Below are 13,265 nucleotides of genomic sequence, written 5' to 3' on the forward strand. Positions count from 1 at the left end.
CCTTGTTTTCCCTAAAACTCTCTGGCTAGATAAGGAGAAAACTAAGTTGTGCTTTAGCAACAATGAGTTGGAACATTCCTTATCCAAACCTCAGGTTAATTAATTTTAGGAAAACTAAATTAAAATGCTTAGTGACCTAAAAAACTAACAAAAAAGCCGTTTGTGAGCTGCAGCGATATCTCTGCTAGGTGCTTGTGGAGGAGGATCATCTGGTGATGATCAAACCTCCCCTCTGGGATTGGAGAAAAACCAACAGATACTTTGAACTATCAGGTTTATGGTGTTGGTGTAAAAGGACCATTGCGGTTTACAGATGTTAAAACATATCATGTTCTTAGTTACATGAAAGTACCTAAAAAGACACAAAACAGTCATTTTCGTTAAAACACCTAAAGATTTAATTAGTTAGAGTGAGCAAATAAAGATTGGTGGATAAGCAGGCTACGATTATAAGATAGATATGTCGTTAGCAGATCAGCGCGTTTTATTGACTTATTATTCTAGTGAGCATAAATCCATCATAGTCTGAAGATGGAGAGAGCTATACTGAAATTCAACGCCTTGCTACTGGAACTATTAAGAACGCTTCATTAATAGAGTACTATAGGTTAGCTTGGCTACTTTACACAACGCAAGCAGGTCATCTATATAGCCATAGCTTTAACGAAGAAGAGTAGTTTTCCTCACGACGATGGATAAAGAGCTTTGAAGACTCTTTTAGTACGAATATTACCGAACTTCCTGATGGCACTTTAGGAGCGATTTACGCAGAGTATCTCAATGGAAAGCAGGAAATCTTTTTGAAAATTTAGGAAAACTAAGTAACTAAGTTTTGTAGCAACTGTATTAAGTAAACACCTATATTAACCTTTCATATTTGATGAAAGGTTAATTCAATAGGTACTTCAGGGCTGGGCAACTTGTTTACTCGGCCTTGGTGGTTATAAGCGTTACCACATCCTGCTATAGCCAAGGCACCAACATCCATATAGGTAAAACAAATTGGTATTACTTCCATTTCCTTCAACGAGCTTGAGAAACTCGTTAATGTAGTCCCTTAACCTGAAGCCTCATCCAGTTGATTACTTACCCATTAAAGACGCTTTACTTTTCTGGTGGCCTATAGCCTTCAATTTCGACTTCTTTATCTTCAAACAAAAAGCCGACCATCTGCTCTTCAAGCATTTGCCTGTGCTCAGGATCCATCATATTAAGATGCTTTTCGTTAATTAGCATAGTTTGCTTATGCTGCCATTGCTGCCAAGCTTCTTTGGAGATGTTATTAAATATACGTTCACCAACTTCTCCTGGATACAGTTGAAAATCCAGTCCAGGCGCTTCCTTTTGTAACTTTTGACAAAATACCGTACGTGCCATGAGTATCTACCTCTTCAATTTTAATCGTGCACTCAATGAGAGTCAGCACCAGTGATAGCGTCAGTTTACCCTATTGCGGTTAATACTTTAACCAACTTTTTAGTCGGCGCAGCGAGCCCAACCTCTGGTGGATTATGAGTATCGAACCACAGTAATTGCTGATCATGCACACAATCTGGCATGTTTTTTACTTCTACAACCACGGGGGTAATAGTTAACTCAAAATGCGTAAAAATATGCACAAAAGGTTCAAGTGTATTTGTACATTCAAGTTTAAGTTCTTGCTGCTTAACAAACGCGTCTAATTCATCTTGCTCTGCAAACTCAAAAAAGCCGAACAACCCACCCCATATTCCACTCGAAGGACGCTTCTCCATCAAAACTTTATCATCACATTTAATTATTAAGTGGTGAGTACGTTTTTTTGGCTTCTCCTTTTTGGGTTTAGGGTTTGGAAATTCTTTAACCCGATTATTTTTGAACGCTGAACATTCCTCAGCAAGTGGGCAAACATCACAGTTTGGCTTGCTTCTGGTACATACGCCTGAGCCTAAATCCATCATCGCCTGATTAAATGCTCTTACATCACCGCTTGGCGTGACGGCATCACTCAAAGACCATAACTGATTTTCGACCTTTTTTACTCCGTACCAGCCCTCAACCATATAAAACCTAGCGAGTACCCGCTTAACATTACCATCGAGTATTGGATGATGCTGACCAAGCGCAAGAGAGAGTATCGCGCCTGCAGTAGAGCGACCAATGCCCGGTAAGTCCATCACCGCTTCTAATGTTTGTGGGAATTTACCCTTATAACTATCTCTGATCACCTTTGCAGCTTTATGAAGATTTCTTGCTCTGGCGTAATAACCAAGCCCAGTCCAATGGTGTAACACTTCATCTTCCGGTGCATCGGCCAACGCAATTACCGTTGGGAAGCGCGCCATAAAGCGCTCAAAATAAGGAATAACTGTGGTTACTTGAGTCTGCTGTAACATCACCTCTGAAACCCATACTTTATACGGCGTTTTTCCGAGTTGCCACGGCAGTGTTTTTCTACCATGAAGGTGATACCAAGACACAACTTGCTCACCAAACCACTTAGCTTGTTGCTGGCTAACTTTCATAAACTTGACTAGTACTTGCTACAAAGCCGCCAGTGTAATCACAATCGCTTTAATAGTCACCACGTAAAGTTTCACTCTATACTTGTTTATTGCCAACTGAATGACGATAATATGCGACCATTTTCACGAGCATAGAAATGACCATGAACGAATCAAGCAAAAGTGCGCTCGAACAAGCGCAGGAAGAAGGCAAGTACATCAGAAAAGTGCGTAGCTTTGTTAAGCGTGAAGGACGTCTTACTAAAGGCCAAGCAGCATCGCTAGAAAAATGCTGGCCAACAATGGGACTGGAACACCAACAAGGTTTGCTAGACTTTACTGAAGTATTTGGTAACAGCAATGATGTCGTTCTTGAGATTGGATTTGGTATGGGTAAGTCTCTCGTTGAGATGGCAAGAAATAACCCACAACAAAACTTTATTGGCATAGAAGTACACCGTCCAGGTGTAGGTGCTTGCTTGATGGATGCAGATGAACAAGGCATCACTAACTTACGTGTTTTTGAACATGATGCTGTTGAAATCTTAGCAGATTGTATCGCTGATGGCAGCCTTGCTAAATTACAGTTATTCTTCCCTGATCCGTGGCATAAAAAGCGTCACCACAAACGTCGCATTGTACAACTTGAGTTTGCTGAAAAAATACGCCAAAAGCTTAAAGTCGGTGGTGTGTTCCATATGGCAACTGACTGGGAAAACTATGCCGAGCATATGCTTGAAGTGATGAGTGCAGCACCTGGTTATAAAAACCAGTCGCAAAGCAATGACTATGTTCCTCGTCCAGACTTTAGACCGCTGACTAAGTTTGAGCAACGAGGCCATCGTTTAGGACATGGCGTTTGGGACTTAATGTTCGAGCGTATTAGCTAAACAACCCCTCTTTATAATGGAGCGGCTCAACAGGCTGCTTCATCGCCCAGCTATTTGAGTACATTCATTAGGAGTTAGCGTTGCAGTTTACCAACCCGAGTTTATTACTACTTCGTAATGAAGAAGAGCTTATTGCCAACAATATTCTGGTTATTAACCATCAGCGCGATGGCTTCCTACGTGAATTAAAAGCGCTCAATCCAAGTTCGGCAATTCATGCGTTTAGTTTCGATTTTGCAGACCACCTTCACGCCGATAAAATTGCCGATGTTAAGAGTTATGTAGACCATCAACTACCGCAGTTGCAAGATATTGAGTTAGTTATTTATTATTACCCTAAATCAAAACCTGAAGCGCAAATGGTATTTGATAACATCCGCCACTTGAGCACGGCTGAAACTAGGTTACTCGTTGTTGGCGAAAACAAAAGTGGGGTTAAAAGTGCAGAAAAGCAACTTAAAGAGCACGCTGCACACTGTTATAAATTAGAAAGCGCAAAACACTGTGTTTTATATGAGTTTGATCAGCTTACTGCCAACCCAAATTTTGACGTAAGCCATTACATACAGACATTTTCAGTGCGTATCGCCAAGACCGAGTTCACCGCCGCGAGTTTGCCCGGTGTATTTAATCATGGGAAGCTCGACGCTGGGACTCAGCTATTACTGGAAAATGTCATCCTTCCCTATAAAGGCAAAGTGTTAGATTTTGGCTGTGGTGCCGGGCTTATCGCCTGCTACGCCTTATTGAACAGCCCAACACTTAAATTCACCTGTTTAGATGTCAATGCACTTGCGCTATATGCTACGCAGCAAACCTTGGCTTTGAACAACCTCGGTGCAACTTTGCTGCTTAGCGATGGTTTAAGTGAGCTAAACGGTAAATTCAACCTTATATTGAGCAACCCACCATTTCATACGGGCCTTTCAACAGACTATGATATCGCTGAACAATTTCTACATAACATCAAGCGTCATATGGATACCAAGTCTAATATTCAGTTGGTTGCAAATAGCTTCCTAAAATATCCTCCTATTTTAGAAGCTCAATTTGAACAGTTTGAAGTTGTCACTAAAAACACTAAATTTGCCATCTATAAAGCGCAGTAGTTTACTAGCTCTAAGGTTTACTTGCATATATCAAGTAAACCTTCACTCAAACCGACCTTTTATCTTTTCATTTTCAAAGATTTGCTCTACTTTATTATAATGAGTTACTGAATCTCAAAAGCTCTGTAGCCGCAGCCAAGGCTGATCATACAGCTGGAATAAGAATGAGTAAGCAATTAACAAAAACAAGCATTAGAAAAGTATTGATCAGCGCAGTGATGCTTGTAACTGCGCTGTGTCTCTCTTTATCCATTTCTATTTCCACTTACCTTGATGTAAAAGAACAAAAGCAATTAATCATCAATAAGATAGAGATGATAGCTGACATCGTTGCTTTTAATTCTCAGATCACTATTTTGTTCGATGATCGAAAGACCGAAGATGCACGTCTCAAATCTTTTCAGCAAGTAGACATAATTAAAAACATCCATATATATGCTATGGATGACGTAACCAACACCCCTGTATTTTTTACCAGTTACAACGCTAGTCGAACACCACCGGTACCACTAAAAGTTAATCAAATAGAGGAGTTGAAGACCCCTAAGGTCTCAGAAGATTACATTGAGCTAATCAAACCTGTTGTTTATGAAGGCAATATTGAAGGTTATGTGTATGTTCGCGGAGGTCTTGAGCGACTTTCTAACTATATTAATAAAAAAATACTGGTAGATATTGCACTCACCTTATTCGTCCTGCTCCTTGTATTGCTAGTTTCAAGAGGGATCCAAAAGCGTATAGCGACGCCAATTGAAGAACTCTCAACGCTATTGCAAGACGTTTCGAAGAACCATAATTACAGTGCTAGAGCTCCTGGCAGCAATATCGCAGAACTAAACGTGCTGGCGAATAATTTAAATATCATGTTAGCTCGCACCGAGAATCAACTAGAGCGTCATAAAGCTGACAAGCAAGAAATAAAACAACTCAACCAGAGCTTGGAGGAAAAAGTTAATCAACGCACAATTGCGCTAAGAGAGGCTAACCAAGAACTGCTGAACGCGTTAGAGCGTATGCATCAATATCAAAACCAAATCATCGAGAACGAAAAAATGGCTTCGCTGGGGCAGATGGTGGCTGGCGTTGCGCACGAGGTAAATACCCCTATCGGCTTGGGTATTACAGGATCTACGCTATTAAGAGATAAATTATCCGATATTCGCGAAGCGTTTCAAACAAAGTCTTTAACCTCCAAGCAGTTAGAGCGCTTTGTTAAAGATGGAATTGAAAACCTTGATCTCATCTACCGCAACCTAAACCGAGCGGCTGAGTTGGTTTCTAGCTTTAAGCGCCTTGCCGTAAGCCAGGATCTAGAAGTGAACTCACGAATAGATTTGTCAAACCTGCTTACTGAAGTCGTAGCATCTATGCGAGCTGAACTCTCCACGAAACAGCCTGAAGTGACCATTGACTGTGACACTGGACTTGCCATCGAGAGTAAAGCAGGACCATTACAACAAGTGCTAGAGCAGCTTATATCTAATTCCTTACTCCATGGCTTTAAAGACCAACAAAACAACAGCATTTCAATTACAGTAAAGTCATCAATGGGGCAACTCGCGATTGAATATGCAGACAACGGGATGGGTGTTCCCAAAGCAATTAAAAAGCGTATCTTCGATCCGTTTGTAACCACTCGTAGAGGTGAGGGTGGAAGCGGTCTAGGTATGCATTTAGTTTATAACTTAGTAACTCAAGCACTTGGGGGAACAATCACCTTAGATGAAGAATTTAGCCAAGGTGCCAAATTTATTATAACGCTCCCACTTTCAGGTGATCTAAAATGAGGTTGATTAATCTGACTATTTTGCTTTTATTTGTTTCCTTATATTCAGCTGCAAAATCCCCAGATCAGGTTCGCTCAGCCTTTCTCTATCAGATGGCAAAATTCGTCGAGTTTCCCGACGAAAACACAAAGTCCAGTTTCCAATTCTGTTTTTATTCTCTCGAATCAGGACCCGCTTCTGAACTAAAAAGTGCAACAAAGCTGAACGTGCGAGGAAAACCGATTAAACTCGTAGAAGCAAAAAAAACGTGGAGCTATAAGGAACTTTCCAGCGCTTGCGATATCACATACATTGATGAAACTAACGAAAATGATATACTGTCCGCTTGGACCGATACAATAGAGTCAAACATGTTGACCGTGGGCGAAAGTATTGAGTTTTTAGAAAGAGGCGGGATTGCTTCTTTGGTCCAAGAAGGGAGCAAAATTCGACTGTATATAAATAAGCAAGCCCTAGAAAAACAGTACTTCATCGTGCGCTCAAGGCTGCTTGCCGTATCCAAGTTTCATCCCAACTGATTTTACTTGTTAACAATTGGATAAGCTCCTATAATCGTAAATATTCGGATTTATTATATAAGTCCGGACACATTGTAAATTATATATTCCGAAAAGGTTAATTAATAATGCAAACGCCAGTCATTCTAATTGTAGAGGATGAAGACGTAACTCGACTGAACCTCGTTAGTTTATTTGAAGCGGAAGGTTACAAAGTAATCGAAGCCATTGATGGCGATGACATGCATGACAAGTTGACATCAAATGATGATGTAAACCTTGTAATCATGGATATCAACCTTCCTGGTAAAAATGGTTTAATTTTGGCGCGTGAATTACGCCAGAAGAAAAACATCGGCCTTATTTTCCTAACAGGTCGTGACAATGATGTTGACCGCATTCTTGGTCTTGAGATTGGTGCTGATGATTACATCACAAAACCATTTAACCCGCGTGAACTAACGATTCGTGCTCGCAACCTGATCTCTCGTACTGGCACGTCTGCAGAAGAGTCAACAATTGATAGCAACGGCGTTATTACTTTTAATGGTTGGGAGCTAGATGAAAACAGTCGCTGTTTAACATCCCCAACAGGTGATTCAAAGCGCCTACCAAAAGGTGAATATCGAGCACTCCGTCTAATGCTAGATTCTCCAGGCCGTATTTTTAGCCGTGAACAGCTTATCAAGCACATGACAGGTCGTGAACTTCGCGCAAATGACCGCACTGTTGACGTTACTATTCGTCGTATTCGTAAGCATTTCGAAACTGATAACAACACGCCTGAATTAATCAGTACAATTCACGGTGAAGGTTACCGTTTCATTGGTAAACTCGACGCTCAATAATCGTTTTTACTGATCTTCAGCGAGTTTTGCAATTAATGGATGAAGGGCTTCTTGCCCTTCTTCTATTTTAACCTCTAACTCAGATACCCAATCCAATAGTGTCGCTTCCTCTTTACCCTCTGACTCTAATTCCATTTTCTTTGCTTGTAATTGGGCAAGTTGCAACCCTACAGAGCCAGCAGCACCTTTAACTTTATGTGCAACCGCACCGTATTCCTCAATATCATTTTGTGCAACAGCCTCTCTGAGTTCTTGACAGTACTTAGGATTGAGCTTGGTAAATAGGTCACAGCTTCTTTGGAATGCAGCAGCCCCCATAGACTCAACAAAATCGCAAATGGTCTCTATATCTAAATCTGAGTATTCGGGCTGTGACAATGCTTCTCGAATATCAATGCTTTGTTTGTTTTTTTGTGCCTCAATTCCAAATAATTCTGCGAGCATTTTGTCGAGTTTAGTGGTATTTATTGGTTTGGCCAAAGCCCCCTGAACACTGATCCCCTCTAACTCCTGCTCAGCGCTTCTAACATTCGCGGTTAAGGCTACAATCGGTAAGTGATCGAAGTGACTGTCTTCTCTTATTTGACGCGCGACTACGTCACCATTTATATCTGGTAACTGCATATCCAATAGAATTAGGTCTAGCTCATCCTCAGTCTCAACAAATGAGAGCGCATCCTCGCCAGTTTCAGCCCAAATAACTTCATGTCCACGCTGCTCTAATAGATTTGTCGCAATCTCCGCGTTTAACGGCACATCCTCAACAAGTAAAATGTACAAACTTCTACCAGCATAGCTCTGTTCTTTCGGTGCATTACATAGCTGTAATGGGATCTCAACATCAAAACGACTCCCCTTACCTTCTTGGCTAGTAACCGCTATCGTTCCTTTCATAGCCTGAACGAGAGCTTTAGTAACAGCAAGGCCAATTCCTGAACCAATTGCATTGCTACCAGATGCATCCGGAGCCTTGTAATACATTTCAAAGATCCGCTCAAGCTGATCTCCGGATATTCCCATACCAGTATCTATAACACTAATTGTCAGCCATGGTCCATCATCTCGATTCTCGCGGCGACATTCCAGCGTCACATTACCCTTGTGGGTAAACTTAACCGCATTATTAATTAGATTCCAGAGTACCTGACGCAAACGTGTCGGATCGAGTAATGCGTAAACGTCCAATATTCCAGAGCGATTGATAGTAAACTCTAGGCCCTTTTGATCAGCAATTAGGCCTGCAAAGTTGACCACATCATTTATAAAATCAGAGACATTGATACTGTCCGTTGCTATATCTAGCTGCTCCCTATCAATTTTATCTAAATCAATGATGTCGTTAAAAATATTGCCAAGCGTCTCCGCACTTGAAAACACGGTATTACACCAGCTTTTTTGTTGCGCCGTCAGATCAGTGTCTAACATCATGCGCGTCAGACCAACAATACCATTAAGCGGGGTTCTTAATTCATGACTTAGCGTAGCAATAAACTTTCCTTTATCCTTATACGCAGTTTCTAACGCCTGCTCAGCTTCTTTACGACTAGTAATATCACGGCCAAAGGCCAGCAAGCCTATATATTCGCCGTTATCGTTGATAAATGGCAGCTTACGCATTTCAAACCAACGAGACTCGCCTTCAACAGGATACTCAACGTCAAGTGTTAATGGTTGCTGTGTTTCTGATACCTGGCTATCTGTTTCTAGTACTTTTGGAAGATATTGCTTTGAATATATCTGTTCGACTGACTTACCAATTAGTTCTTCACTGCTTTTGCCCATCACTAATTCAAACATCTTGTTACAACCTGCGAATACACCGTTTTCATCGCGGTAATAGAACAGATCAGGAGATGAATCAACAATACTCCGCAGCAACATACCTTGCTGCGCAAGTTCTTGTTGGGTCTTTTTACGTTCTGCAATTTCTTTTCTTAATTCATCTATCGCGCGGTGTTTAGCATGCAGAGCAATTTTACGCTCGTCAATCTCACTATTTAAACGATTAATATTATCCTTTAGCGTTTGGTTCAGCATCTTTTCTTGTTGTGTTGCCGACTCCAAATAAGCCTTGGATGAATGTACCTCCCGCATTGCTGCGACGGACATCATGATGAGAGCCGGCGCAATAACAGCAGTTAAGAAAAAGAGTGCCGATATATCGACAATTTCAACTACACCTAATGCAACATAGTAAAACATGCAAGATAGAATAACTGCAACGAAGAGCGTAAAAGCATAAGCGATGGCAAACGCCCGCTTGTTGCCGTATTTTTCTACCAAGTTTGATAAAATTCGAGCCCATGAGCCAAACGAATTTTCTGTCATATTATTACTTCACCATTGTTAAACACTTGTCAGGCAAGTTTATATTCTACCGCTTGAGCCTGACTGAATTGCTTTTCAAGCCCTCAAAGTAAATATTATACAAAAGCCCTAGTAATAAGCGAGTATAGAAATTGCAGGGTCAGATCATTCAGTCAATTTCATGTACGCAAAGCAGAATGATAGATAACAGAAATGAGACTCTGTATCACTAAATGCACAAATCATCTAATTTAGTGCGGATAGATTTAAGCTCACCATCCCAACTTAATCTGATTTCGTGTAATATGCCCGTTTTTTAAGTCGTGAGAAAAGAGAACGTCGATGCAAAATAACATGCCAGACATTGCACACAGTGCTAGTGCGTTACAAACGGGAACTTTAGACTGGGTAGGCATGGGTAACATAGAGTTGCCTTTAGTAATAGAAAGCAAAGGCCTAAATCAAGTTACTGTTACAGCCAAAGCCGATGCTTTTGTTAATTTGCAAAAAGAAGACGCAAAAGGCATTCACATGTCACGCCTCTTTCTAGCTCTTGACACGCTTTCTTGTGAGCAAATACTTACACCAAAAACTCTAAAACAGTTGTTAGATAACTTTTTAAGTACGCATAACGACTTAAGTACAGGTGCAAAAGTAACACTACAGTTTGAATTGCCTATCAGACGCCCTTCGCTTTTAAGTAAAAAAATGGGATGGAAATCATACCCAATTACCCTTGATGCGACGTTGATAAACGGTATTTACAAGCTAGAACTGGCGCTTGACGTTGCTTACTCGTCTACTTGCCCCTGTTCAGCTGCACTGTCTCGTCAACTGATCCAAAACGCTTTCCAACAAGCTTTTGATGGTAAACAATTAGATTTCCATAGTGTGCATGACTGGCTAGGTAGCACAGAAGGGATCGTTGCAACCCCCCACTCTCAGCGCTCGATTGCAAATATAAAAGTTAAGCTCACAGATAATAGTAGTGAGTTTGAGATTTTAGATCTGATCGAATTGGTTGAAAACGAGTTAAAAACTCCTGTTCAAGCCGCAGTAAAACGAGAAGATGAACAAGAATTTGCGCGCCTTAACGGCCAAAACCTAATGTTTTGTGAAGATGCAGCGAGGAAGTTAAAAGCATTGCTAAACCAGCAAACTTATTTAGATTTCTACGTTAAAATCAACCATTACGAATCCCTTCACGCCCATGATGCTGTAGCTTATGCCGTGAAAGGGGTTGAAGACGGCTACAACGTTTAATTATAGCAATTGGTATTAGAGCCGCTCCGTTGACTACTATTATTAATCAGAGCTAGATAGCTCTGATTAATCTCCTCCCATACACAACGAAGTAAGTGCTGTATTACCGTAAGTTATCCACTCAACGGTGGGCACGGTTTAATTTGCGAATAAACTGCTCGACGAGCACTTCTTGGTTTTCTAAAGCCTGCTCTGTATTTTTCATCGTTTCATGCGTCTTGCGCGCACTTTTCATAGACTCATCCGCAAGGCCTGAAATTGTCACTGCATTTGCGTTCAACTCATTAGAAACACTCGACATCTCTTCTGTCGATGTCGCAATTTGATAGTTCAAACCTGATATTTCATTTACTATTGTGTTGATCGTTTCAAGGCTCACTTTAGTGCCTTCTGCCTTTACTACACATTCAGAAGAACGCTCTACTCCACTTTGAATTGCAGTAACTGCCCTCTCTGCTCGTTGCCTCAGATCGGCAATAATACCATTAATCTCGGTTGTCGAATCTTGTGTCCTTTGCGCAAGCGCCCTTACCTCATCAGCAACAACCGCAAACCCTCTGCCTTGTTCACCTGCACGTGCAGCCTCGATAGCAGCATTTAAAGCGAGTAAGTTGGTTTGCTCGGAGATCCCACGGATCACATCAACAACCCCTTCGATGTTAACCGTTTGCGCATTAAGATCTTCTATGTCTTTTTGAGTGCGAGATAGCTCTTCCGATAAAGCATAATTATTCTCCATATTGTCATCAACGGCTTTGTTGCCTCTCACAACGGATTCAAGCGCCGCTTCGGATTGCTGCGCTGCATTGTTAGTATTAGAGGCTATTTCACCAATCGAAACAGACATCTGATTAATTGCTGTTGCTAAGGAGCCGGTTTGCGCTTGCTGTCGATTTAAAATATCAGAACTCGTTTTGCATTCTTGCATCGTTTTGGTTGCGTATTCTGAAACGGTGGCACTAGCATCTTTAACACGCCCAAGCACAGCCCGAAGCTCGGATTCTCTAGCGAGTAAAGCAAGCTCTATAGATGCAACATCATTAACCTTATTGAGATACACTTTTTGCATCAGAGGGTTATCGTATACTTTTTTTGCTTTTTCGCTGAGCGACCGCACTGGAGCAAGGCGAGAATAAGTAATAAATAAAACAGCAAGAGTAAGTAGAGTTTCAGCGAGGTAATTCCAAGGTGATGATAAAGCTGAGATCAACATGGTTAAGGCATAAAAAACAATTATTATTGCCATCATTTGAGCTGACAAAGACCAAGAAGCTCGAGTAAATTTACTTGGTGATACACCATTATTTAAATCTGCGTAGATTTCCTCTGCACGGTTAACGACCTCCCGGCTCGGCTTTGTCCTTACCGATTGATATTCGACAGTCTTACCTGATGCATCTTTAATAGGAGTAACAAAAGCATTAACCCAATAGTGATCGCCATTCTTGCAGCGGTTTTTAACCATTCCCATCCAAGGTTTACCCGTTTCGATATAATCCCATAGGTTCTTGAAAGCGGCTTTAGGCATTGTTGGATGCCTAACGATATTATGGGGCTTCCCCTCTAACTCGCTAAGTGAAAACCCTGCAACTTCACAAAACTGCGAATTCGCATACTTTATCTGACCTTTTACGTTTGTCGTTGAAAGTAGATTGTAAGAACTTGGATAATCATTCTCTTTTCCTGTGTAATCAGCTCTACCTTTTGTCATAGCTCGCTCTCGATTAAAAAGGGCAATAGATAATAAATTATTACTTTCTTAAAAACCGTAAGAGATTTCACCGAAAGACTGATTGAGATCATAGTGAAATATGATTTGATACCAATTTACACAATTAAGTGTGCTATTTTGAAGGATCAAGTACTAAGACAAATTGGTATGAATGCTTAACGAACAACAGAAAGTTAATATAAAAGCTAGCAGAGTTCTGAACTTAAACAACTAAGAAAGGCAATATGAATATGATTAGAATAGAAGATGGAAAGTAAGTGGCGTCCCCTAGGGGATTCGAACCCCTGTTACCGCCGTGAAAGGGCGGTGTCCTAGGCCTCTAGACGAAGGGGACGCAGAATTTTTTGCA

Annotated in this window: 11 protein-coding genes and 1 tRNA gene; 6 read left to right on the top strand and 6 right to left on the bottom strand. The window is 41.0% G+C overall.

The annotated features are described in order from the left end of the window. Positions 1–871 precede the first annotated feature (871 nt). The 3 genes from MHN32_RS22500 to mutY form a co-directional block, all read right to left on the bottom strand. Positions 872–1,018, bottom strand: coding sequence for a hypothetical protein (locus tag MHN32_RS22500; protein ID WP_239422864.1), 147 nt, complete (start codon positions 1,016–1,018; stop codon positions 872–874). An 86-nt stretch (positions 1,019–1,104) separates the two neighbouring features. Beyond that, the gene (locus MHN32_RS22505) at positions 1,105–1,377 is read right to left on the bottom strand and encodes an oxidative damage protection protein (protein WP_010379401.1); all 273 of its coding nucleotides are present in this window, start codon (positions 1,375–1,377) and stop codon (positions 1,105–1,107) included. Between the two features lie 65 nt (positions 1,378–1,442). After that, a complete protein-coding gene (mutY, locus tag MHN32_RS22510) occupies positions 1,443–2,504 on the bottom strand; it encodes an A/G-specific adenine glycosylase (RefSeq protein WP_239422865.1) in 1,062 nt (353 codons plus the stop codon). A 143-nt stretch (positions 2,505–2,647) separates the two neighbouring features. On the opposite strand from mutY, the gene trmB reads away from it, so the two are divergent. The 5 genes from trmB (at position 2,648) to arcA (ending at position 7,614) form a co-directional block, all read left to right on the top strand. Beyond that, a complete protein-coding gene (trmB, locus tag MHN32_RS22515; RefSeq protein WP_010607600.1) occupies positions 2,648–3,373 on the top strand; it encodes a tRNA (guanosine(46)-N7)-methyltransferase TrmB in 726 nt (241 codons plus the stop codon). A gap of 80 nt (positions 3,374–3,453) precedes the next feature. Further along, entirely contained in the window at positions 3,454–4,482 is a 1,029-nt protein-coding gene (locus MHN32_RS22520; RefSeq protein ID WP_239422866.1) for a methyltransferase, read from the top strand. A gap of 164 nt (positions 4,483–4,646) precedes the next feature. Continuing rightward, positions 4,647–6,269 (top strand): HAMP domain-containing sensor histidine kinase, encoded by a 1,623-nt coding sequence (locus MHN32_RS22525; RefSeq protein ID WP_102057490.1) that lies wholly within the window; start codon positions 4,647–4,649, stop codon positions 6,267–6,269. After that, positions 6,266–6,787 carry a YfiR family protein gene (locus MHN32_RS22530; protein ID WP_010607597.1) on the top strand — a complete coding sequence of 174 codons (522 nt, stop codon included), beginning with the start codon at positions 6,266–6,268 and terminating at the stop codon, positions 6,785–6,787. The genes MHN32_RS22525 and MHN32_RS22530 overlap by 4 nt, the downstream gene beginning before the upstream one ends. Positions 6,788–6,894: 107 nt before the next feature. Beyond that, positions 6,895–7,614 (top strand): two-component system response regulator ArcA, encoded by a 720-nt coding sequence (gene arcA / locus MHN32_RS22535; RefSeq protein WP_010379411.1) that lies wholly within the window; start codon positions 6,895–6,897, stop codon positions 7,612–7,614. A 6-nt stretch (positions 7,615–7,620) separates the two neighbouring features. On the opposite strand, the gene arcB is transcribed toward arcA, so the two are convergent. Continuing rightward, on the bottom strand, positions 7,621–9,942 hold the full coding sequence (arcB, locus tag MHN32_RS22540; protein WP_010607596.1) for an aerobic respiration two-component sensor histidine kinase ArcB: 2,322 nt from the start codon (positions 9,940–9,942) through the stop codon (positions 7,621–7,623). A gap of 321 nt (positions 9,943–10,263) precedes the next feature. Between arcB and folE2 the strand changes: the two genes are divergently transcribed. Continuing rightward, positions 10,264–11,184 carry a GTP cyclohydrolase FolE2 gene (gene folE2 / locus MHN32_RS22545; protein ID WP_239422867.1) on the top strand — a complete coding sequence of 307 codons (921 nt, stop codon included), beginning with the start codon at positions 10,264–10,266 and terminating at the stop codon, positions 11,182–11,184. Between the two features lie 121 nt (positions 11,185–11,305). Here the strand turns inward: folE2 and MHN32_RS22550 are convergent, their stop codons facing one another. Together MHN32_RS22550 and MHN32_RS22555 are read right to left on the bottom strand one after the other, a co-directional pair. Then, the gene (locus MHN32_RS22550; protein ID WP_102057493.1) at positions 11,306–12,895 is read right to left on the bottom strand and encodes a PAS domain-containing methyl-accepting chemotaxis protein; all 1,590 of its coding nucleotides are present in this window, start codon (positions 12,893–12,895) and stop codon (positions 11,306–11,308) included. Between the two features lie 279 nt (positions 12,896–13,174). After that, positions 13,175–13,250: transfer RNA gene (locus MHN32_RS22555), tRNA-Glu, on the bottom strand. Positions 13,251–13,265 lie beyond the last annotated feature (15 nt).

The sequence above is a fragment of the Pseudoalteromonas sp. Of11M-6 genome (assembly GCF_022347905.1).
Lineage (GTDB): Bacteria > Pseudomonadota > Gammaproteobacteria > Enterobacterales > Alteromonadaceae > Pseudoalteromonas.

Excerpts from the sequence above, each read along its gene's own strand:
- MHN32_RS22500 (WP_239422864.1), bottom strand. The coding sequence starts at position 1,018 with ATGGAAGTAATACCAATTTGTTTTACCTATATGGATGTTGGTGCCTTG.
- MHN32_RS22505 (WP_010379401.1), bottom strand. The coding sequence starts at position 1,377 with ATGGCACGTACGGTATTTTGTCAAAAGTTACAAAAGGAAGCGCCTGGA.
- mutY (WP_239422865.1), bottom strand. The coding sequence starts at position 2,504 with ATGAAAGTTAGCCAGCAACAAGCTAAGTGGTTTGGTGAGCAAGTTGTG.
- trmB (WP_010607600.1), top strand. The coding sequence starts at position 2,648 with ATGAACGAATCAAGCAAAAGTGCGCTCGAACAAGCGCAGGAAGAAGGC.
- MHN32_RS22525 (WP_102057490.1), top strand. The coding sequence starts at position 4,647 with ATGAGTAAGCAATTAACAAAAACAAGCATTAGAAAAGTATTGATCAGC.
- MHN32_RS22530 (WP_010607597.1), top strand. The coding sequence starts at position 6,266 with ATGAGGTTGATTAATCTGACTATTTTGCTTTTATTTGTTTCCTTATAT.
- arcA (WP_010379411.1), top strand. The coding sequence starts at position 6,895 with ATGCAAACGCCAGTCATTCTAATTGTAGAGGATGAAGACGTAACTCGA.
- arcB (WP_010607596.1), bottom strand. The coding sequence starts at position 9,942 with ATGACAGAAAATTCGTTTGGCTCATGGGCTCGAATTTTATCAAACTTG.
- folE2 (WP_239422867.1), top strand. The coding sequence starts at position 10,264 with ATGCAAAATAACATGCCAGACATTGCACACAGTGCTAGTGCGTTACAA.
- MHN32_RS22550 (WP_102057493.1), bottom strand. The coding sequence starts at position 12,895 with ATGACAAAAGGTAGAGCTGATTACACAGGAAAAGAGAATGATTATCCA.